Source organism: Amycolatopsis nalaikhensis, assembly GCF_030264295.1.
GTDB lineage: Bacteria > Actinomycetota > Actinomycetes > Mycobacteriales > Pseudonocardiaceae > Amycolatopsis > Amycolatopsis nalaikhensis.
The window spans coordinates 4,505,167-4,526,250 of sequence record NZ_CP127173.1 but is presented as its reverse complement, the minus strand read 5'-3'; the positions used below and the strand labels follow the sequence as shown (position 1 = coordinate 4,526,250).

The 21,084-nt window shown below is 72.4% G+C and carries 20 protein-coding genes and 1 riboswitch; of the genes, 8 read left to right on the top strand and 12 right to left on the bottom strand.

Going from position 1 to position 21,084, the window contains the following annotated elements:
• Positions 1-44 precede the first annotated feature (44 nt).
• The gene (locus QP939_RS22400) at positions 45-437 is read right to left on the bottom strand and encodes an NUDIX domain-containing protein (RefSeq protein ID WP_285458776.1); all 393 of its coding nucleotides are present in this window, start codon (positions 435-437) and stop codon (positions 45-47) included.
• Between the two features lie 216 nt (positions 438-653).
• On the opposite strand from QP939_RS22400, the gene QP939_RS22395 reads away from it, so the two are divergent.
• The gene (locus QP939_RS22395; RefSeq protein ID WP_285459667.1) at positions 654-1,928 is read left to right on the top strand and encodes an IS701 family transposase; all 1,275 of its coding nucleotides are present in this window, start codon (positions 654-656) and stop codon (positions 1,926-1,928) included.
• Here QP939_RS22395 and QP939_RS22390 read toward each other — a convergent pair.
• Both QP939_RS22390 and QP939_RS22385 read right to left on the bottom strand, forming a co-directional pair.
• Entirely contained in the window at positions 1,925-3,244 is a 1,320-nt protein-coding gene (locus tag QP939_RS22390) for a sensor histidine kinase (protein ID WP_285458775.1), read from the bottom strand. The two genes, QP939_RS22395 and QP939_RS22390, sit on opposite strands and share 4 nt — an antisense overlap.
• On the bottom strand, positions 3,241-3,957 hold the full coding sequence (locus tag QP939_RS22385) for a response regulator transcription factor (protein ID WP_285458774.1): 717 nt from the start codon (positions 3,955-3,957) through the stop codon (positions 3,241-3,243). The genes QP939_RS22390 and QP939_RS22385 overlap by 4 nt, the downstream gene beginning before the upstream one ends.
• A gap of 148 nt (positions 3,958-4,105) precedes the next feature.
• Here QP939_RS22385 and QP939_RS22380 point away from each other — a divergent pair, with 148 nt between their 5' ends.
• From QP939_RS22380 to QP939_RS22370, 3 genes are read left to right on the top strand one after another with little or no spacing between them, the layout of a single operon-like run.
• The gene (locus QP939_RS22380) at positions 4,106-5,200 is read left to right on the top strand and encodes a LolA family protein (RefSeq protein WP_285458773.1); all 1,095 of its coding nucleotides are present in this window, start codon (positions 4,106-4,108) and stop codon (positions 5,198-5,200) included.
• Positions 5,197-6,171: an ABC transporter ATP-binding protein gene (locus QP939_RS22375; protein ID WP_285458772.1), complete on the top strand. Its 975-nt coding sequence runs from the start codon at positions 5,197-5,199 to the stop codon at positions 6,169-6,171. Before QP939_RS22380 ends, QP939_RS22375 begins: the two co-directional genes overlap by 4 nt.
• Positions 6,168-7,049, top strand: coding sequence for an ABC transporter permease (locus QP939_RS22370; RefSeq protein ID WP_285458771.1), 882 nt, complete (start codon positions 6,168-6,170; stop codon positions 7,047-7,049). Before QP939_RS22375 ends, QP939_RS22370 begins: the two co-directional genes overlap by 4 nt.
• 52 nt (positions 7,050-7,101) lie before the next feature.
• Here the strand turns inward: QP939_RS22370 and QP939_RS22365 are convergent, their stop codons facing one another.
• From QP939_RS22365 to QP939_RS22350, 4 genes are all read right to left on the bottom strand, one after another.
• The gene (locus tag QP939_RS22365) at positions 7,102-7,443 is read right to left on the bottom strand and encodes an antibiotic biosynthesis monooxygenase family protein (RefSeq protein WP_285458770.1); all 342 of its coding nucleotides are present in this window, start codon (positions 7,441-7,443) and stop codon (positions 7,102-7,104) included.
• 53 nt (positions 7,444-7,496) lie between these two features.
• Positions 7,497-8,504, bottom strand: coding sequence for an ABC transporter ATP-binding protein (locus QP939_RS22360; RefSeq protein ID WP_285458769.1), 1,008 nt, complete (start codon positions 8,502-8,504; stop codon positions 7,497-7,499).
• The gene (locus QP939_RS22355) at positions 8,504-10,066 is read right to left on the bottom strand and encodes an ABC transporter permease (RefSeq protein WP_285459816.1); all 1,563 of its coding nucleotides are present in this window, start codon (positions 10,064-10,066) and stop codon (positions 8,504-8,506) included. The genes QP939_RS22360 and QP939_RS22355 overlap by 1 nt, the downstream gene beginning before the upstream one ends.
• Before the next feature lie 110 nt (positions 10,067-10,176).
• Positions 10,177-11,226 (bottom strand): thiamine ABC transporter substrate-binding protein, encoded by a 1,050-nt coding sequence (locus tag QP939_RS22350; protein ID WP_285458768.1) that lies wholly within the window; start codon positions 11,224-11,226, stop codon positions 10,177-10,179.
• Positions 11,227-11,246: 20 nt separating this feature from the next.
• Positions 11,247-11,353: riboswitch (TPP riboswitch) on the bottom strand.
• A 32-nt stretch (positions 11,354-11,385) separates the two neighbouring features.
• Here QP939_RS22350 and QP939_RS22345 point away from each other — a divergent pair.
• Positions 11,386-11,670, top strand: a complete 285-nt coding sequence (locus QP939_RS22345) for a 4a-hydroxytetrahydrobiopterin dehydratase (protein ID WP_285458767.1) — start codon at positions 11,386-11,388, stop codon at positions 11,668-11,670.
• A 418-nt stretch (positions 11,671-12,088) separates the two neighbouring features.
• On the opposite strand, the gene QP939_RS22340 is transcribed toward QP939_RS22345, so the two are convergent.
• Positions 12,089-12,382, bottom strand: a complete 294-nt coding sequence (locus tag QP939_RS22340; RefSeq protein ID WP_285458766.1) for a DUF1330 domain-containing protein — start codon at positions 12,380-12,382, stop codon at positions 12,089-12,091.
• Between the two features lie 78 nt (positions 12,383-12,460).
• The gene (gene ychF / locus QP939_RS22335) at positions 12,461-13,543 is read right to left on the bottom strand and encodes a redox-regulated ATPase YchF (protein WP_285458765.1); all 1,083 of its coding nucleotides are present in this window, start codon (positions 13,541-13,543) and stop codon (positions 12,461-12,463) included.
• A gap of 102 nt (positions 13,544-13,645) precedes the next feature.
• On the opposite strand from ychF, the gene QP939_RS22330 reads away from it, so the two are divergent.
• A complete protein-coding gene (locus QP939_RS22330; RefSeq protein ID WP_285458764.1) occupies positions 13,646-15,028 on the top strand; it encodes a DNA-3-methyladenine glycosylase 2 family protein in 1,383 nt (460 codons plus the stop codon).
• On the opposite strand, the gene QP939_RS22325 is transcribed toward QP939_RS22330, so the two are convergent.
• The 3 genes from QP939_RS22325 to QP939_RS22315 are packed head-to-tail and all read right to left on the bottom strand — an operon-like array spanning position 15,025 to position 19,337.
• Positions 15,025-15,216, bottom strand: coding sequence for a DUF1737 domain-containing protein (locus QP939_RS22325; protein WP_285458763.1), 192 nt, complete (start codon positions 15,214-15,216; stop codon positions 15,025-15,027). The two genes, QP939_RS22330 and QP939_RS22325, sit on opposite strands and share 4 nt — an antisense overlap.
• A 21-nt stretch (positions 15,217-15,237) precedes the next feature.
• A complete protein-coding gene (locus QP939_RS22320) occupies positions 15,238-18,189 on the bottom strand; it encodes an AAA family ATPase (protein ID WP_285458762.1) in 2,952 nt (983 codons plus the stop codon).
• A complete protein-coding gene (locus tag QP939_RS22315; RefSeq protein ID WP_285458761.1) occupies positions 18,186-19,337 on the bottom strand; it encodes an exonuclease SbcCD subunit D in 1,152 nt (383 codons plus the stop codon). The genes QP939_RS22320 and QP939_RS22315 overlap by 4 nt, the downstream gene beginning before the upstream one ends.
• Positions 19,338-19,559: 222 nt before the next feature.
• Here QP939_RS22315 and QP939_RS22310 point away from each other — a divergent pair, with 222 nt between their 5' ends.
• The gene (locus QP939_RS22310; protein ID WP_285458760.1) at positions 19,560-20,474 is read left to right on the top strand and encodes a DNA recombination protein RmuC; all 915 of its coding nucleotides are present in this window, start codon (positions 19,560-19,562) and stop codon (positions 20,472-20,474) included.
• A 65-nt stretch (positions 20,475-20,539) separates the two neighbouring features.
• Entirely contained in the window at positions 20,540-20,695 is a 156-nt protein-coding gene (locus tag QP939_RS22305; protein ID WP_285458759.1) for a hypothetical protein, read from the top strand.
• Positions 20,696-21,084: the final 389 nt, after the last annotated feature.

The following is a 21,084-nucleotide window of genomic DNA, read 5'->3' as shown; positions in this document are numbered from 1 at the left end:
GCTGAAGGGGACTTTGCTCGCATCTGATGCGAGCAAAGTCCCCTTCAGCCCACCAGCAGCGCGCGGAAGGCGGGGAGCAGGATCCGGTCGGCGGGCAGCCAGTCGAGGTCGTCGAGGTCGTCGGGCCCGAGCCAGCGCACGGCTCGGTGCTCGACGGCCCGCGGCTCCTCACCGGGCGATACGAGCGTCGCGGCGTAGATGCGGAGGACCTTCCCGCCGGGCAATGCGACGTCCTCGCCGACGCGTTCGCCGACCTCGACCACGACGTCGAGCTCCTCGCTGCACTCCCTGGCGAGCGCGAAGGCCTCGGACTCCCCGGGCTCGACGCGTCCCCCGGGCAGCTCCCACTGCCCCGCGTGCCCCGGCGGCCAAGCCCGCTGCTGGGCGAGCAGCTTGCCGTCCCGCACCAGCGCGGCACCCACGATCACACCGTTCACAGCCCCGGAATCTACCCGGAAGCCCCCGCGGCACCGGTCGTGAGTGGCAAGGGCGGTTCTAATACTCCAGCTGTAGTTCGTGATCTTGCTGGAGGGGGCCGGTGAGATGGGTGCGGCCACCACGTGATCATGGTGTTTGTGAAGACAACTCAAGATCATGTGGTGGCCGCGGCTGCCAGCGTAGACCCTGCGGGGTGGCAGTCGCTGCTGGGTGAGATGTTCGTGCGGGTGGGGCACCGGTTCGCGCGGGTGGAGTCGCGTCGCCGCGCGGGGCGGTTCGTGCAGGGGCTGCTGGCCGGGCTGGTTCGGGTGAACTGCTGGACCATCGCCGAGGCTGTCGGGGACACGACCCCGCATGGGATGCAGAACCTGCTCTCGCGCGCGAGCTGGGACGTGGACGGGGTTCGTGACGACCTGCGCGAGGTCGTGGTCGAGCAGCTGGGTGATCAGGATGCGATGCTGGTCATCGACGAGACCGGCGACCTGAAGAAGGGCACCGAGTCGGTCGGAGTCCAGCGGCAGTACACGGGCACGGCGGGCCGGATCGAGAACTCGCAGATGTCGGTGTTCCTGACGTATTCCACCCCGGCCGGGCATACGTTCATCGACCGTGAGCTCTACCTGCCTGAAAGCTGGGCCGAGGACCCCCGGCGCCGGGACCGGGCCGGAGTGCCCGCCGGGACCCGGTTCACCACGAAATCCCGGCTCGCGTTGGCCATGATCACCCGGGCGCTGGACGCGGGCGTGCGGGTGGGGTGGGTGACCGGGGACGAGGCTTACGGCAAAGACGCTGCCGGCCTGCGTGATCCGCTCGAACAACGCGGACAGGCCTATGTGCTGGCCGTGGCCTGCGACCATCGCATTCCCGGGCCCGGCAGGCAGAGCGTGCGAGCTGATGAGCGGGCGGCCGCGCTGCCGAAACGGGCCTGGCAGAAGCTCTCCGCCGGAGCGGGCGCGAAAGGCCGGCGCTACTACCTGTGGGCCCGCATCCGGCTGCACCCCGCGGGCACCACCGGTTATCACTGGATCCTGATGCGCCGCAACCGGCGCACCGGGGAGACTGCGTTCTACCGCTGTTACAGCCCCCGCCGCGTCTCGCTGGCCAAGCTCGCCCGCGTTGCCGGGCGTCGCTGGACGATCGAGGAAACCTTCCAGACCGGCAAAGAACTCACCGGCCTGGACGAGCACCAGGTCCGCACCTGGACCTCCTGGTATCGCTGGACCACGCTGGTCATGCTGGCCCACGCCTTCCTCGCCATCGCCGCCGCCCATGCCCGCCACACAAAACCGCATGAGGGCCTGATCCCGTTGACACGCAACGAGATCAGGCACCTCTACGCCCAGCTCATCCTCAAGCCAGCCCGCCGCGTCGCCGACATCCTGGCCTGGTCCACCTGGCGCCGACGACACCAACATCACGCCCGGCAAAGCCACTACCAGCGACGACACGAAAACCCAGCACCCGATCACGAACTACAGCTGGAGTACTAACCGCCCTTGCCACTCACGACCCGCCAGACGACCACGAACCGCGCGCCGCCGTCCGGGGACTCGCCCACCTGGACGCGTCCGCCCCGGCGGCGCACCGTCTCGGCCACCATCGCCAGCCCCAGCCCCGTGCCGCCCGAGGACCGCGCCCGGTCGTCGGCGATGCGGTAGAACCGGTCGAACACCTTCTCGCGGTGCTCCGGCGCGATGCCCGGGCCGTCGTCGTCGACCACCACCCGCACCGATGCCCGCGACGCCAGCACCGACACCACGATCTGGCCGCGCGCGTACCGGCACGCGTTGCGCAGCAGGTTGTCCAGCACCAGCTCGACCTCGGCGTGCGCCGCCGACGCCCACGCCTGCGCCACCGCGTTGCTCACCCGCGTCTCCGGCGCCCCCGCCGGCAGCCGGGCCACCGCCGCCCGCACCTCGCTCACCAGCTCCACCGGCGAGGCGGGCGGCACCTCCCCCGCGTCCGACCGGGCCAGCGACAGCAGCCCGTCCAGCAGCGCCGACAGCCGTTCGGCCTCGGTCAAGATGTCCGACAGCGTCTCCTGGGCCAGCTCCGGGTCCGGGTTGGTGACGGCGACCTCGGCCTGCACGCGGATCGACGCGACCGGCGACCGCAGCTCGTGCGCCGCGTCGCCGGTGAACCGCCGGAGCCGCTCGCTCGCCTGCTCCTGCCGCTCCAGCAGCGCGTTGAACTCCTCCGCCAGCGCCCGCAGCTCGTCGTTCGAGTCCGGCAACGCGAGCCGCGCGCCCGGCGGCAGCGCCCGCACCGAACCCCGCATGCGCGCCACCGGCCGCAGCGCCAGCCGCACGACCAGCCACGTCGCGAAGCCCGCCACCACCGCGCCCACCGACGCGACGACCACCAGCCACACCCCGCCGTAGTGCACCGCCGCGGCGAACCCGACCAGGCCCGCGCCCGCGACGACCAGCCGTTGCGACCCGTCCGGCGCGGACACGACCGTGCCCAGGTATCGCGCGCCGTCGCGCTGGACCGGCTGGCCCGCCTTGAGCGTCGAGACGTCCGCGGGCGCGAGGCCGGTGGGCGTGCCGCCGTCGACCGGGGCGCCCGCGATGTCCAGCACCCGCAGCGTCACCGGGGCCGCGCCGGACAGCGCCCGCCCGGCGCTCACCTCGGCACTCGCCGGGCCGAGGGCGTTCGACAGCTCCCGGTCGACCGAGCCGATCAGCAACGGCGAGAGGTTCGACGCGGCCAGTGCGGCCAGCCCGAGCAGGCAGCCCAGGGTGATCGTCGCGGCGAGCACGGTGATGCGGACCTGCAGGGACCGGCCCCGCCACCACGAGATCACGGGGTGATGACCTCGTCGAGCTGCGCGTCCGAGGCCAGGTAGCCGTGCCCGCGCACGGTCCGCAGCAACGCGCCCGCGCCGACGGCGTCGAGCTTGCGCCGCACGTACCCGACGTACACCTCGACGAGGTTGCGCGTCACGGCCTGCTCCTCGCCCCAGACCGCGCGCAGCAGCTCGTCCTTCGTGACGACCGTGCCCGCCCGGCCGACGAGCACCTCGAGCAGCGCGAACTCGCGCGGGCTCAGCGGGACCTCGACACCGTTCCAGTGCACCTGCCGCAGCCCGCGGTCGACCTCGAGCGCGCCGAGCCGCAGCGTGCCGCGCCCGGCTTCCGGCCCGGCCCGGCGCAGCACCGCGCGCACCTGCGCGACCAGCACCACGAAGGAGAACGGCTTGACGAGGTAGCCGTCGGCGCCGAGGTCGAGGCCGTCGGCCTGGTCGATCTCGCCGTCCTTGGCCGAGACGAGCAGCACCGGCGTGGTGACGCCGTCCTTGCGCAGCCGCTCCAGCACGCGGTAGCCGGACAGGCCGGGCAGCATGATGTCGAGCAGCACGACGTCGAACGAGCCCGTGCTCGCCAGCTGCAGGCCGGTGGGCCCGTCGGCGGCCGTGACCACGTCCATGTCCTCCGCGCGCAGCCCGCGCTGCAGCGCCTTCCGCACGCCCGGTTCGTCGTCGACCACCAGCACCCGAGGTTTCACGAGACTCATCATGGCCGGTTTGCGCAGGTCCTGCGTCAGCTCTCAGCACGATCTCAGCCGGAGAGGGAGAACCTTCAGGGGTATCTCAGTCTCGAGAGGGAAGCGTCGGTGCCAGGGAGCCGGGCACACTCGAGCCCGGGAACACCACAGGGAGAGACGCATGAAACCGAAGACGAAGGGCATCACCGCCGCGGTCGTCGGCACCGCGCTCGGTGCCGGCGGGCTCGCGTTCGTCGCGATGCCCGCCAGCGCCGACGACAAGCCGGCGCTGCCGCAGGTGAGCGCCGAGGACCTGGTGCAGTCGGTGATGAAGGCGAAGCCGGGGGCGTTCGACGGCACGGTCAAGGTCAGCAACGACCTGGGCCTGCCGCAGGTGGGGAACGCGCTGCCGGGGGCGTCGGCGCTGAACATGGACTCGGCGCACATCTTCACCGACGGCGCGGGCAAGAGCCGCCTGGCGGTGACGCAGGGGGCGAGCCAGGAGACCGTCGTCCACGACGGCACCACCGTCTGGGACTACAGCTCGAAGACGAACACCGCGACCAAGGTGACCATCCCGGCCGAGGTGGCGCAGCAGAAGGGCGCGGGCAGCGACAAGACCGCCGACCCGGTCGCGGCGTCGACGGAGCTGCTCGCCAAGGTGCGCGAGAGCAGCACGGTGTCGGTCGACGGCACCGCGACCGTCGCCGACCGCCCGGCCTACGAGCTGGTCCTGACGCCGAAGCCGACCGAGCGGACGCTGTTGCGCGAGATCCGCGTCGCGGTCGACTCGCAGACGCGGATGCCGCTGCGGGTGTCGGTGCTGAGCAACGGCACGGCGACCCCGGCGCTCGAGGTCGCGTTCACCGAGATCGAGTTCACGCAGCAGCCCGCCGACCTCTTCACCTTCACCCCGCCGAAGGGCGCGAAGGTCGAGGAGAAGACGCCGTCGATCGACCAGCAGCACAAGGACATGGCCGAGCAGGCGCGGCAGGACGTCAAGGTCGTCGGCGACGGCTGGGACACCGTCGTCACCGGCAAGGTGCCGGCGGACGCGCTGAACGCGGCGCCGAAGCAGCAGTCGGGTGAGCGCCAGGGCCGCAACACCGACCCGAAGGCGTTGCTGGAGCGGTTCGCGAAGAAGGTCAACGGCGCGTGGGGTAGCGGCTACCTGGTCACCACGAAGGTGGGCAGCGCGGTCCTGACCGACGACGGCCGCTTCGCCGCCGGTGCGGTGCCGGAGCAGGTCCTCTACGAAGCGCTGGGTCAGAAGTGACCAGCACGGCGGTCGAGTCCGGGGCGGACGTTTCTTCGGAGACGTCCGCCCCGGCGGTCCCGCTCGCCGCGCGCACCCGGGGGCTGCGCAAGGTCTACCGCGGCACGGTCGCGGTGGACCACGTCGACCTCGACATCCCGGAGGGCGCGGTCGTCGGGATGCTCGGGCCGAACGGCTCGGGCAAGACGACGACGATCCGGATGCTGCTCGGCCTGGTCCGCCCGACCGAGGGCGAGGTCGAGCTGCTGGGCCGCCCGATGCCGGAGGCCGCCGCGCACGCGCTGCCGGACGTCGGCGCGCTGGTCGAGGGGCCGGGCTTCCACCCGTTCCTGTCCGGGCGCGACAACCTCCTGCGCTTCGCGGCGGCCGAGCCGCGGCTGACGTCGGCCGGGATTCCCCGTGCCGTCGACACCGCGTTGGAGCGCGTCGGGCTGACCGGAGCGGCGCGGCGGCGGTACCGCGGTTACTCGCTCGGCATGAAGCAGCGGCTCGGGCTCGCTTCGGCGTTGCTCGTGCCGCGGAAGATGGTCGTGCTCGACGAGCCGACCAACGGCCTCGACCCCGCGGGTACCAGGGAGATCCGCAGGATCGTGGCCGAGCTGCACGCCGAGGGCGTCACCGTGCTGGTGTCGTCGCACCTGCTGGCCGAGGTGGAGGCGACGTGCACGCACGTGGCCGTGCTGCAGGCGGGCAACGTCGTCGCGCAGGGCGAGCTGGCCGAGCTGCTGGAGTCGGGTAACGCGGCTCTGCTGGTCCGCACGCCGGACGCGGAGCGGGCGGTGGAGGCGTTGCGGGAACATCGGATCGGCGCGCGGCTCACGCCGGACGGCGTCCGCGCGGACCTGACGGCGACGCCGGCGCCCCGCGTGCTGGAGGTCCTGGTGGGCGCGGGGGTCGCGGTCCACGAGGCGACGCGGGCCCGCACCGGGCTGGAAGACCTGTTCGCGCGGCTGACCGAGGGGGCGGAATGACGACGGCGGTTCTCGACGCACCGGCGGCCCGCACGGGCCACGACACGGTGCCGCTGCCGCGGTTGCTGGCCGCGGAGCTGCGCTGGATCTTCCGGCGGCCGCGCACGCTGGCCGTGCTGGGGTTGCTGGCACTGATCCCGATCGTGATCGGCATCGGCCTGACGCTGGTGGACGACGCCGGTGCGCAGGGCGGCGGCCCGGACGACGGCGGCGGAGCGCTGCTGGCGTCCGCGGTGAACAACGCGTTCGTGCTGCCGATCGCGGCGATCGTGATGTCACTGGCGTTGCTGCTGCCGCTGGCGTCGGCGATGGCGGGCGCGGACGCGATCGCGGGCGAAACGGCGCACGGCACGCTGCGGGGCTGGCTGATCGCGCCGGTCGGCCGGGGCCGCCTGCTGGCGGTCAAGGCGTTCGGCGTGGCGACGGTGTCGGTGGTCTCGGTGCTGGCGATGTGCGTGACGGGCGTGGTGACCGGCCTGATCATCAACGGCACGGACTCGCTGTTCACGCTGTCGGGCACGACGTTGTCGCTGGGCGGCGCGCTGGTCCGGATCCTGCTGGTGGCGGGCTGGGTGGTGCTGCAGCTGTGGGCGGTCGGCGCGGTGGCGCTGGCGATCTCCAGCTGGACGGAACACCCGATGCTCGTGGTGGCTTCGGTCCTGGCGGCCGACATCGTGTTCACCATCCTCGGGTTCCTCAGCTCGCTGGACTGGCTGCACCCGTTCCTGCTGACGCAGAACTGGTCGGTGGCCCCGGCGGAAGTGCTGCAGGACCCGATGGGCACGCAGATGCTCGGCGAAGGTGCCCTGCGGGCGGCCTGCTACATCGTGATCGGGCTTTCGCTGGCTTACGCGCGGCTGTCCACCCGGGATGGCTGACGATGTCGTGAGTGGCGATTAGGGTTCTAACCCGAATCGCCACTCACGACGGTCAGTCCGCCGCTCGCGTGAAGCCGTGGCTGCGCTCCACCTTCGCCACGTGCAGCGTGTAGCTCTCGTACCACTCGGCCCGCCCGCGCTTCTGCGCCGCGCGGTGCTCGGCGTTGGTCCGCCACTCCGTCAGGGCGTCGGCGTCGCGGAAATACCCGACCGTGATGCCCAGCCCGCCGGGCGTCTGCGCGTGGTCCATCCCCAGGTACCCGGGGACGTCCTTGACCAGCTCTTCCATCCGCGCGTTCGTCTCGCGGTAGCCGCCCTGCTCCTCGGTGCGCACCGTGGTGAAGACAGCCACGTAGTAGGGCGGGTCGAAAGCCTCGACCGGCGATTCGCTCATGGCGTCACCGTAAGGCGGAACGCCCCGCCGCTCCACCGCGTTTCCCGGCGACGTCAGCCGACCAGCGCGATCCCGTCCGGATCCAAGGCGAGCGTCACGGCGTCCCCGGCGCGCAGGTCCGAAGCCGCCGGAGCCACGGCGTCCACAGTGGACTCGGGCAGGCGCACCACCAGTCGCACGTGCTCACGCCGGTGCACCGCCGCGACGACCTCGCCCGCGACCCCCTCGGACGCCACCCGCAGCGCGTGCGGGCGCAGCCCGAGCCGCACCGGGCCGTCGCCGACGTCCGGGAGCGTGACGTCACCGAGCGGCGTGCGCACCACGCCCCCGGCCGCGACGCCGTCGGCGAACGTCGTCACCCCGAGGAACCGGGCCACGTCGTCGTCCGCCGGGTTGCGCCACACCCGGCGGACCGCGCCCTCCTGCCGGACCTCGCCCGCGTCGAGCACCGCGACCCGGTCGGCGAGGGTGAACGCCTCCTCCTGGTCGTGCGTCACCAGCAACGTCGTGATCTTGCTGCGCCGCAACAGGTCCGCCAGGTCGATCGCCAGCTGCTCGCGCAACCCGGCGTCCAAACCGGACAATGGCTCATCGAGGAGCAGCAGCCGCGGCTTCGGGGCCAACGCCCTCGCCAACGCCACCCGCTGCGCCTGACCGCCCGAAAGTTCCGTCACCCGCCGCCGTTCAAAGCCGGACAGGCCGACCAGCGCCAGCAACTCCGCCACCCGCGACGCCCACTCGGCCCGCGGCACGCCGTGCATCCGCAGGCCGAACGCGATGTTCGCCGCGACGTCGCGGTGGCCGAACAGCTGGCCGTCCTGGAACACCAGGCCGAAGCCGCGCCGGTGCACCGGGACCGCGCCGAGGTCCTCGCCGTCCCAGCTCACCGTTCCCCGCGCCGACGGCTCCAAGCCGGTGATCGCGCGCAGGAGCGTCGACTTGCCCGAACCCGACGGGCCGAGCAGGGCCAGCACCTCGCCGTCGGCGATGTCGAGGCGGACGTCGCGGACCGCCGCGAACGCTCCGTAGTGGACGGTCAAGTCCCGTACCGACAGCGCCATCAGAACTCTCCCACCCGGCCGCGCGCGGCGCCGAGGCGGTCGATCAGCGCGACCGCCAGCACCGTCACGAGCATCAGCAACGCGCACGCCGCGTACGCCATCTGGTTGTTCAGCTCGCCCGGGCGCGCCATCAGCGTCGCCACCGCGACCGGCAACGTCGGCGCCGTCGGGCGGGCGAGGAAGCTCGTCGCGCCGAACTCGCCGAGCGCCACCACGAACCCGAACCCGGCCGCCGCCACCAGCGGGCGCAGCGTCAGCGGCAGGTCGATCTCGCGCCACACCCGCAGCGGGCTCGCCCCGAGCGTCGACGCGGCCTGCCGCAATCGGACATCGACCGAGCGCAGCACCGGCAGCACCATCCGCACGACCAGCGGGATGATCACCAGCGCCTGCGCCAGCGGCACCAGGTACGGCGACGTCCGGAGGTCGCCGGGCAGCGCGTCGAGCGTCACCAGGTAGCCGAACCCGACCGTCACCGCCGACACCCCGAGCGGCAGCATCAGCACGGCGTCCATCGTCTCGCCGAGCCCGCGCGCGGCCCGCACCGGCGACCGGCGCAGCACCACCAGCACCACGGACGCGAGCACGCCGACCACCATCGCCAGCAGCGTCGCGTCGGTGGCGACCTTCAGCGAGTTCAGGGCGGCGTCCCAGCCGGACACCTGCAGCGCGCCCTTCTCGCCGGTGCTCGTCAGCGCCCGGTACCCGGCGAGGCTCCAGCCGTCCTCAGTGGACACCGATTCGGCGAGCAGCGCGACGATCGGCGTCAGCAACAGGGCCAGTACGACACCCGCGGCGCCGACGACCCACCACTCGCCGCCGCGTGGGCGTCGCGCTTGGCTCACGCCGATCCGGGCGCCCTCCTTGCGACGTCGCGCCAGCCCGCCGAGCACCAGCGCGGCGACCACGGCCGCGAACTGAATCAGGGAAAGCGCCGCGGCGCCGGAGAGGTCCAGGAGGTCGACGGTCCGGAGGTAGATCTCGGTTTCCAGGGTGCGGTAGCGGGCGCCGCCGAGGATCAGGACGACGCCGAAACTGGTGGCGCAGAACAGGAACACCACGGCCGCGGCGGACGCGACCGCGGGCGCCAGCGCGGGCAGCGTCACCGACCGGAACGCCCGCCACGGCGAGGCGCCGAGCGCGCGGGCGGCGTCGGTCGTCCGCGAATCCAGCCGCGCCCACAGCCCGGCGACGGTCCGCGCGACGACCGCGACGTTGAAGAACGCGTTGGCCAGCACGATCGGCAGCACGCCGCCGTCCGGCCAGAGCGCGCGGAACGCGAGGCCGACGACGACCGTCGGCAGCACGAACGGCACCAGCACGAGCGTCCGCGCCAGGCCGACGCCGGGCAGCCGCACCCGCGCCAGCAGGAACGCCACCGGCAGCCCGGCCAGCACCGCGACCACCGTCGACGCCGCCGCGCTGGCCACGGTGAACCCGGCGAGCTGCCAGGTCCGCGGGTCGCCGAGGACGACGTCGAGCCCGCCCGCGGCGAACCCGCGGCCGACGATCGCGACGACGGGCCAGGCGAAGAACACCACCAGGAACCCGATCGGGGCCAGCCCGAGCAGTGCCAAGCCGACGCCGCGGGCGGTCCTGGGTGGGGCTAGGACTGATGGTTTTCGGGGGCTCCGGGTGGCGGAGCCCCCGGCCCGAGGCGGAGCCTCGGATGTCACTGCACGAGCGTGCGCCATTCGCCGATCCACTTCTCGCGTCCGGCCTGGACCTGGTCCGCGGGCAGCGTCTGCGGCTTCTGCGGCAGCGGGGCGACCTGCGCCCAGCCCGCGGGCAGGTCGACGCCCTGGCGCGCGGGGTAGACGTACATGTTGGCCGCCACCGTCACCTGGAACTGCTGGGAGAGCAGGAAGTCGACGACCTTGCGCGCGTTCTCGGCCTGCTTGCCGTTCGCCAGCACCCCGGCGTACTCGACCTGCCGGTAGCAGGTGTCGAGCAGCGCCTTCGTGCGCGGCTTCCCGTCCTCGCCGACCTCGGCGGCGGGCGACGACGCGTACGAGACGACGATCGGGCGCGGCCCCTTGCCGGACGAGCCGGAGAAGTCCTTGGTGTAGGCCTCTTCCCAGCCGCTGACCACCTTGACGCCGTTGGCCTTCAGCTTCGTCCAGTAGTCCTTCCAGCCGGCCTCGCCGTACTTGGCGATGGTGCCGAGCAGGAACGCCAGTCCGGGCGAGGCCGTCGCCGGGTCCTCGGCGACCATGAGGTCCTTGTACTTCGGGTCGGCGAGGTCGTCGTAGGTCGACGGCGCCGGGATGCCCTTGCTCGTGAAGTAGTTCGTGTCGACGTTGACGCAGACGTCGCCGACGTCGACCGCCGACAGCCGGTGCTCGGGGTCGACGGCGTAGCGCTGCGGCCCGCGGTCGGCCTCCGGGCTCGTGTACGGCTCGAAGACGCCCTCGCTGAGCGCGCGCGAGGCGAAGGTCGAGTCGACGCCGTACGCGACGTCGCCGATCGGGTTGGCCTTGGTGAGCACGAGCTTGTTGGTCAGCGACCCGGCGTCACCCTGCTTGAGCACGGAGATCTTGATGCCCGACTGCTTCTGGAAGGCGTCGAGCACCTCCTGCGGCGCCAGGAAGGAATCGTGCGTCACGAGGGTGACGGTGGGCGTCTGCTGCGTACCACCGTCACCGTCCGACAGCGAGCACGCCGCCGCGACGGCGCTGACGGCGGCGATGGCCGTCGCGGCGCGAACAGCCCTGCGTTTCATCTACCCTCCTGCACTTCGCCGGACGAGGAGGGCAGCCCTCCCTTCGCCGGCATGATCCGGTCAGGTGCGAACGGTCGCGGGTGACCCGCCTCTCAGCCCGGCTCACCGGACTCCCGTGGCAACCGTGCAGCGTAGTCCAGGACGCAGGACGATGGAGACATGACGGAAATCTTGAGCGACTCCGAGGCCGACGAGCGATTGGGGACGCACTGGACGCGTTCCGGCGCCGTGATCTCCCGCGAGGCGGAGCTGGCGAGCTTCATGCAGGCGATCGAGGTGGTGGACCGGGTGGCGGTGCTCGCCGAGGCGGCCGACCACCATCCGGACATCGACATCCGCTGGCGCACGCTGACGTTCCGGCTGAGCACCCACTCGGCGGGCGGGCTGACGGCCAAGGACTTCGACCTCGCCCAGCAGATCGACGAGGTCCTCGCCGCACTGTGATCTCGGCTACTCTCAGTGCACGAACGCGGGGTTTCGACGTCTCTCGGTTACCAGGAGATTTTTCGAGGGAGACGCAGGATGACCCAGGCGATCGTGGTGGGAACGGCGGCATTCGCGACGATGGTGGCCGCGGCGGGTGGCGTGCTCTGGTTCACGGCCCGCAATCGTCGTCACTCGGACGGCTGAGAGTTCGATCACAGCCGCTAACGAAGGGCATGATCAGCGCGCTGAGCAGGCGGAAGCATTGGTTTCGGCCCTAGGAAACGCCATGAACAGCACCGCCCTCACCGCCGCTCAGCGCGCTTGGATCAACGCACTCGCCCCCGCGGTGGTGCTGATCGCCATCGCGCTGCTGGGCTTGCTCGGCTAGTGGTCGGGGCCTGCCGGGCCTGGCGACGTCCGAGGCCCGGCAGGATCTTCACGCGACGCCGTCGACGAGCAGCAGCCGCCGGTTCAAGGCGACCTTGGCGATTTCCCGCCCTTCGGCGTACTCGGGCGAGTCGTACCAGCGTTCGGCGGTCGCCCGATCCGCGAACTCGACCACGACGACCACCCGTTCCTCTTCGAAGTCGCCTTCGAGAACGGTGGGCTTGGCACCGCGGGCGAGGTAGCGGCCGCCGTAGGCCGCGATCGACGCGGCGGCGATCTCGCGGTAGCGATCGGCGAGGGTCGGGTCGAGGATTTCGACCTCGGAGATCAGATAGGCACTCACGAGTTCGAGAGTGGCAGAGACTCAGGCGCCGCGGGTGGTGTTGCGACTACCCGGCTTCTTCCGGGACCCGCTCCCGGCTCACACGTTGAAGCGGAACTCGACCACGTCGCCGTCGGCCATGACGTAGTCCTTGCCCTCCATGCGGACCTTGCCCGCCGCCCGGGCCGCCGCCATCGAGCCCGCCTCCATCAGGTCGTCGTACGAGACGATCTCCGCCTTGATGAAGCCGCGCTCGAAGTCCGTGTGGATGACGCCCGCCGCCTGGGGGGCCGTCGCGCCCTGGGGGATCGTCCAGGCCCGCGCTTCCTTCGGGCCCGCCGTCAGGTACGTCTGCAGGCCGAGCGTGTGGAAGCCCGCGCGGGCCAGGGAGTACAGGCCCGGCTCCGGCTGGCCGACCGACTCGAGCAGCTCTCGCACCGACTCCTCGTCGTCCAGCTCCAGCAGTTCCGCCTCGACCTTCGCGTCGAGGAACACCGCGTCCGCGGGCGCGACCAGCTTGGTCAGCTCCTCGCGGCGGGCCTCGTCGGTGAGCACCGACTCGTCGGCGTTGAAGACGTACAGGAACGGCTTCGTGGTGAGCAGGCTGAGCTCGCGCAGCGCCTCGAAGTCGACTTCCTTCTGCGCCTGGAAGAGCGTGCGCCCGGCGTCGAGGATCTCCTTCGCCTTCTGCGCGTTGTCCAGCGCGGGCTTGTTCTCCTTCTTCGTCCGCGCTTCCTTCTCCAGCCGCGGCAGCGCCTTGTCAAGGGTCTGCAGGTCGGCGAGGATCAGCTCGGTGTTGATCGTCTCGATGTCGCTCGACGGGTCGATCCGGCCGTCGACGTGCACCACGTCGGGGTCGTCGAACACGCGGATGACCTGGCAGATCGCGTTGGCCTCACGGATGTTCGCGAGGAACTTGTTGCCCAGTCCGGCACCCTCGGACGCGCCCTTGACGATGCCCGCGATGTCCACAAAGGACACCACGGCCGGGACCGTCTTCTCCGACTTGTACAGCTCGGCCAGCTTGTCCAGCCGGGGGTCCGGCAGCGGCACGACGCCGACGTTCGGCTCGATCGTCGCGAACGGGTAGTTCGCGGCGAGCACGTCGTTGCGGGTCAGCGCGTTGAACAGGGTGGACTTGCCGACGTTGGGCAGGCCGACGATACCGAGGGTGAGGCTCACGACCCCGCAGTCTACGTGGCTGTCCCGGCCGGGCCCCACGCACCCAACGCCGCGTCGGATTTCCGCCAGCGAGCGCGCTGACCTGCTGGCATGCTCGGATCCATGGTCACATCGACGGAGGCACCGGCGCTCTGGCGCGACGCCGAGCGCTGCTACCGCGTGGTCACCGCCCGCGACTCGCGCTTCGACGGCCAGTTCATCATGGCGGTCCGCACGACCGGCATCTACTGCCGCCCGTCGTGCCCGGCGTCGACGCCGAAGGAGCAGAACGTCCGCTTCTTCCCGACGTCGGCGGCGGCGCAGGCCAACGGCTTCCGCGCCTGCCGCCGCTGCCTGCCCGACGCGGTGCCGGGCTCGCCGGACTGGAACGTCCGCGCTGATCTCGCGGCGCGGGCGATGCGCTTGATCGCGGACGGGACGGTCGAGCGCGAAGGCGTCCCGGGCCTCGCGCGTCGGCTGGGCTACTCGGAACGTCAGCTCGGCCGGGTGCTGACCGCCGAACTGGGCGCGGGCCCGTTGGCGCTGGCCCGTGCGCACCGCGCGCACTCGGCGCGGCTGCTGATCGAGATGTCCGAGCTGCCGCTGACGGACGTCGCGTTCGCGGCGGGCTTCTCGAGTGTGCGGCAGTTCAACGAGACGATCCGCGAAGTGTTCGCGACGACGCCTTCGCAGCTTCGCGCCTTCGCTGCTTCGCGACGTCGGGGTGGCGATCTGAGCGGGACGCGGCTCAGCCTGCGGTTGCCGTTCAGGCCGCCCTTCGACGCGGCCGGCTTGCTTCGCTTCTTCGCGGCTCAGGCGGTGCCGGGGGTCGAGGAAGTCACTTCGGAGTCGTACGCGCGGACGCTGCGGCTCGCCCACGGCTCCGGCGTCGTGCGGTTGACGCCGCAGCCGGACCACGTGCGGTGTGAGCTGGTGCTCACGGACCTGCGCGACCTCGGGAGCGCGGTCAGCCGGGTGCGCCGGTTGCTGGACTTGGACGCCGACCCCGCGGCGGTGGCCCGGGTGCTCGGCGCCGACCCGATTTTGGCACCGCTCGTGGCGGCGGTGCCGGGGATCCGGGTCCCGGGCGCGGTCGACGGCGACGAGCTGCTGCTCCGCGCCCTCGTGAGCGAGGTGCCGCTCGGCGAGGAGGTACCGGGCGAGTGGGGCGTGACGCGACTGTTCCCGACGGCGGCCGAGGTCGCCGCGGCCATGCCGGGCCACGCCGGGATCGCCGCCCTGGCGGAAGGTCGGCTGGACGTGCACGTCGGCCGGGACGCCGCGGAGCTGCGGGCGGAACTGCTGGCGTGCGTCGACCCGGCGACCGCAGACTACGTGGTGATGCGGATCCTCGGCGCCCCGGACGTGCTGCTCGCCGACGACCCCGCCGTCCGCCGCGGCGCCGAGGCGCTGGGAATCCCAGCGGAATCCCTCGGCGAACGAGCCCGTGCGTGGACGCCGTGGTGTTCCTACGCCGGGATGTACCTCCGGCGCGCCGCTGCCTAGCCCTGCTCTCCGTGCCACAGCAGCGCTTGGGCCACGATCACCTGATTGCCGTCGAATGTCGCCGCCGGGGAACCGTGCAAGCGGTAGCCCAAGTCCAGTGCCTCGCTCACCCGGTGGCAGAACTTCGCGTCGTCCGGGCCGGTCAGCAAGCGGTAGCGGGGCAGGCCGTTCGGCGGCTGGTCCGTCATGGCTTCATCTTGGCCGAATCCTCAGCCCGCGCGCACCTCCAATGTCGAGCCCGTGCGGGACTTGCGGACCCGCAGCCGCGTCGGGATGCGCTGCCTCAGCTCCTCCACGTGCGACACCAGGCCCACCACCCGGCCGCCCGCGCGGAGCTCGTCGAGGATGTTCATCACCACGTCCAGGGTTTCGGCGTCCAGCGTGCCGAATCCCTCGTCGACGAACAGCGTGTCCAGCAGCGCGCCGCCCGTCTCGCCGGCGACCACGTCCGCCAGCCCCAGCGCCAACGCCAGCGACGCGAGGAACGACTCCCCGCCCGACAGCGTCTTCGCCGGGCGGATCGTGCCCGAATAGTCGTCCAGCACGTCGATGCCGAGCCCGCCGCGGGTGCCGCGCGCGCCCGCCGCGTCCGAGTGCACGAACGAGTAGCGGCCCTGGCTCATCGTGCGCAGCCGGTGTGTGGCGGCGACCGCCACCTCCTCCAGCCGCGCCGCCAGCACGTACGAGCGCAGCGACATCTTCCGGCTGTTCTGCCCGCGCCCGTTGACGACCTCGGCCAGCGCCCGCAGCTCGGCGTACGCCGCTTCGGCCGGCGCGAGCCCGGCGAGAGACTTGCGCAGCAGGCCGGCCAGCCGCGTCAGCTCTTCGTGCTGCGCGGTGGCCACCCGCAGCGCCGCGTACGCCGAGTCGGCGCGCGCTCGCGCCAGCTGAGCCGCGTCGGCCGCGCGGTCGACGTCCGCGACGTCGTCCGGGGAGATCCCGAACAGGTCCGGCTCGGACAGCAACGCCCGCGCCCCCGCCGCGGCCGCTTCGGCCTCGGCGATGCCCTGCTCCAGCTTCTCGATCTGCTCGTCCGGCAGCATCGCGGCCCGCGCCTTCTTCAGCGACGTGAACCCCTTCGCCTTCACCGCCGCCTCGACGAGCGCGCGCTGCTGGGTCACCCGCTCCCGCGCCCCCGCGACCGCCGTCCGCGCTTCGGCGACGGCTTCGAGGGCTTCGGCCAGCCCGATCAGGTGCGTCCGCCGGGCCGCGACGTCCGCGAACTCGCCCCGCCCGGCGATCAGACGGCGTTCGCGCTCGGCCAGCCGTTCGTCCAGGGCCCGGACGTCGGCGGTGGCTTCGGTCGCTTCCTGTTCGGCGCGGCGACGCCGTTCGGTGCGCGCGTCGAGGTCGCGTTCCAAGAGCACGACCTGCTGGCCCAGCTTGGCTTTTCCGGCCGCCCGCTCGGTCAGCGCGACGACCGCGGAGCGCGCTTCGGCCAGCTCGGCGGTGATCGACTCCGCCGTGCGCCCGGCCAGCCGTTCGACCAGCCCGGCGAGCCGCGCCTTCGCCTCTTCCAACGCGACGACGACCCGCTGGCGCACCGCGTCCGCCGCCTGCTCGGCTTCTTCGGCGGCGCGTTCCTCGGCCGGGTCGACCAGCTCGACGTTCCGGTTCGCGGGGGCCGGGTGCTCGGCCGACCCGCAGACGGGGCACGGCGCCCCCTCCGGCAACGCGGCGGCCAGCTCGGCCGCCATTCCGTCGAGCCGCCGTTCGCGCAGGTCGAGGCGCCGCTGACGCGCGGCCTGGTGCGCGTCGACGACTTCGCGCAGCTTCGCCTCGCCGCGCGCGACTTTCGCTTCCGCCTCAGGGAGTTCGGCCGCGTCGCGCGCCGCCGCCCGCAGTTCTTCCACCTTCGCCCGCGCACCGTCGAGCTTGGCTTCGGCCTCGGCGGCTTCGAGGGCGTCCGCACGCAGCTTGGCCAGCTGGCCCGGAATCGCGGCCAGCTCGGCCGTCAGCTCCTCGACCTGCTGCCGGGCCGTGACGGCGGCCAGCTTCCGGTCATCCCGCCGCATGACGTCGAGCTGCTGCAGCTCGGCCTCGGCGACCAGTTCGGCGACCGCGCCCGCCTCTTCGCGCACGGTCGCCGCCCGCGCTTTCAGGTCACCGGTTGCATTGGTGCCGAACGCGCGAAGCTCGGCGCCGCAAGCCTTTTCGGCCTGCTCGGCTTCGGTCAGTTCGGCGGCCCGGCGGTCGAGGAGATCGGCCTCGACGGCGACCCCGGCCGCCCGTCGCGCGGCCGCGACCTCCCGCGCCCACTCGGCGCGTTGCGGCGCCTGCTCGGTGATCTCGAGCAGGCGCAGGTGCGCGGTGCGGACCCGGCGGATCTTCTCCGCGTTCGCCCGTTCTTCCTGCAGGTAGACATCGGCCCGCTGGGCGGCTGCCCTGGCCCGCTCCTCTTCGGCCGTCACCTGCCCGACGCGGTCTTCGGACGCCGCCAGCACCGCGCCGGCCCACTCGGCGACCTCGGTTTCCGGCGGGTCCTGCTGGGCCTCCTGCGCGTACCTCGCCAGCAGCTCCCGCACGTCCTGCTGCCGCTTTTCCAGCTCCCGGCCGCGTTCGGCACGCAGGTCGGCGAACCAGCGCTCGACGTCGGCGAAGCGCTCGGTGCCGAACAGCCTCTCGAGGAGCTTTTCGCGCTCGGCGGTGTCCGACCGCAGGAACCGGGCGAACTCGCCCTGCGGCAGCAGCACCACCTGGAAGAACTGCGCCGCGGTCATCCCGAGCAGCCGCTCGACCGTGCGCGCGACCTCTTCGATCCGGATGAGCCCCTCCGGCGGCAGACCGGCGGGCGCGGCGCCGATCCAGCTCAGCGACACCTTCGCCTGCTGGGTGGTCGTGCCTTCGCCGCGCCGCTTCGGCCGCTGGTACTCCGGATTGCGCACGATCTTCAGCCGGTGCCCCTGCACGGTGAGCTCCAGCGCGACCTCGGTGACCTGGTCGGGTTCGGCCAGGTCACAGCGCAGCCGCTTGGCCTCGTTGCGGGCGCCGGGGACCACGCCGAACAGCGCGAACGCGATCGCGTCGAGCAGCGTCGTCTTGCCCGCGCCGGTTTCGCCGTGCAGGAGGAAGAGGCCGTCGGCGCCGAGCACGTCGAAGTCGACGACTTCGCGTGCGCAGTACGGCCCGAAGGCTTCGACCTCCAGCCTGTGCAGCCTCATTTCGCGAGGGCCCCCCGGTCGGCCGCTTCCAGGGCCTTGAAGAGGAGCTGTTCTTCGCTCTCGGTCGGCGGGGCGCCGCGGCAGTCGTCGAGGAAGCTGCGCGAGATCTCGATGTCGGAGCGGCCGCGCACGGCGTCGGAGTACCGCAGCGGGGCGCCCGCGTAGCCGCCGGCGGGCTCCCACTCGAGGTGCACCGCGTGCGGGAACCGCTCGCGCAGCCGCCGCATCGCGTCGACCGGGCGCACCCGGTCGGTGACCGTGATCGAGAGGAAGTGGTCGAGGAACTCGTCGTGCGCCGGGTTCACGAGGAGATCTTCGATGTCGCCTTCGAGCGTGGCGAGCGCCCGCGGTACCGGCAGCTCGTGCCTGCGGACCTCGCCGAGGCCGGTTTCGTCGAAGTCGACCAGCCAGACGGATTTGCGTTGCCGCGCCTCGGAAAACGAGTACGCCAGGGGGCTGCCGGAGTAGCGCAGGTGCTCGGCGAGCGTCTGAGGCCCGTGGAGGTGGCCGAGCGCGACGTAGCCGACGCCGTCGAAGACCGAGCCGGGCACCTGCTCGACGCCGCCGACCGCGATCGTGCGCTCGGAGTCCGTCGGCTCGCCGCCGGTGACGAACGCGTGCGCGAGCACGACCGACCGGGTGCCCGGCCGGGTTTCGAGGTCCGCGCGGATCCGGCGCATGGCCTCGGTGAGCACGCCGGTGTGGCCGCGCGCGTCCGGCACGCCCAGCGCGTGCCGCGCCGGTTCCGGTTCCAGGTAAGGGATTCCGTAGACGGCGACCGGGCCGTGCGCGTCTTCGAACAGCACGGGTTCGGCCAGGCCGGCGACGGTGGTGCGCAGGTGCAGGCCGCCCGCCGCGGCGAACTCCGCGAAGGCGCCGAGGCGGGGCGCCGAGTCGTGGTTCCCCGGCGTGACGACCAGCTGCGCGCCGGCCGCGCGGATCCGGGCGACGGCTTTCGTCGCCACCCGCACGGCTTCGGCCGAAGGGACCGCGCGGTCGTAGATGTCACCCGCCACCAGGACGACGTCGACCGCCTCGCCGGCCACGAGGTCGGCGAGGTGCCCGAGCACCGCGTCCTGTTCCGCGAGCAGGTCGGCGCCGTGGAACGTGCGGCCGACGTGCCAGTCGGAGGTGTGCAGGAATCTCACGGAGGCCAAGGTACGACCCGGCCCCGACGAAATCGCGCAGGCTCGCCGCCGTCTCACTCGAACGTGTGTACTAACACGAGCGTGCAAGATCGGACACGCCCTGCGTGGAACCGATTTGTTCGCAGGTCAGCTACCCAGAGCGACGGATCGGGTGCGGTTTTTGTCGGTGGGGTCCGCCATGATGTCCCCGCGGTCGGAACCAGGCCGGAGGGAGGAGAAGACGTGGCGACAGTGCTGACCACCGCGGCGATCGTGCTCGCGGTCCTGCTGCTGGTCGCCGTCGCGGTGCTGTGGCGGCTGTACCAGGACGGGATGCGCCGGGCGGACGCGGCGGCCCGGCTGGTGGCGGCGGAGCGGGCGAAGGCGGACCAGCAGCAGCTCGCGTTGCGCCGCTACGAGGTGGCGTTCGCCTCGATCAGCGGGCGCGGCGAGCTGGGCGAGCAGGTCCTGGTGGAGACGGCGCGGGCGCTGGGGTTGCGCGAGGACCTCCACTTCACGCTGCAGACGGACCTGGCGGGCGGCGGCGCGGCGAAGCCGGACATGGTGCTGCGGGTGGGCGGCGACCGCACGGTGCCGGTCGACGCCAAGGCGAGCATGGCGACCTGGTCGGAGGCGGTGGAGACCGACGACCCGGAGGAGCGGCTGGACGCGTTGCGCGCGCACGTCCGCCAGATCCGGTCGCGGGCGGCCGAGCTGGCGGGCAAGGGGTACCAGCGCTGGGCGGACGCGATCTACGGAACGATCATGTTCGTGCCCTCGGACGCGGCCGTGGTGGCGGCGATGGACACCGATCCGGAGCTGTTGAGGTGGTTGATCGACCGGCGGGTGTTCTTGTGCGGGCCGACGGGGTTCGGGGTACTGGCTTCGGCAGCTTTGTTCGCGGCCAGTGACCGGACGCTCGAGGCGGATGTGGAGCAGGTGCGCGCCGGGGCTGCTGCGGCTCATCGGGCTGCAGGTGGGGCGGTTGATGCTTTGAACCTTTCCAGTACGCATCTTCAGCGGTTCTTGTCGGCGCGGCGGCGGGAGTTGGAGGCCTTGGAGACCTTCCGGTCGACGGTTGCTCCGCTGACGGATGCCGCGGGGAGTCCGGCGCCCGTTCCTCCCGTGCGGAAGGGGGATGAGCTGGCGGCTAGCTGACTTGGGGTGATCCGGGCCCGGCGGGTGCGGCGAGCGGTTGCGGACGCTGCGCGAGCCGGTGGCGGGTGCCGGATCCGCGCGCGGCTGCGGAGGGCTGCGGCTTGGCCGCCGAGGCACCCCGGCGCGCAGGCGCGGAGTGGCGGCGCGAGCCGGTGGCGGGTGCGCTGGCACCGGCCCACGCGGGACTCGGCGCGGCGGGCTCCAGCGCGCGGGCCCGCTGACGCGGCGCGACCTCGCGCGCGGGCGTGTCCGCCGACGCGGCGCGATCTGGCGCGACAGCTCCCGGGACCTGCGGGCAGACCCGCCGGCCGATAGCGGGCGGCCGCGGAACTGCGCGCAGGCTCGCGAGCCCGCGATCGCGCGGCCACGAGCACGGCCAAGGTCGCGGTGGCTGCGTCCAGGCCCAAGCCGGGCGCCCCGGCGGCAGCCGAGCCGCGAGCTTCCGACCTGCGCATACCCCGCCACCGGACACCGCCACCACACGGCCAGGCGAAAGGACTGGACCACACCACACCCACCCCCGGCGAGGCCACTCGAGTCACGCCGCCGGGTGGCGATACACCCACGTCGGCGGCGGTGCTGGCAAGATCTTCACAACCACGAGATACGG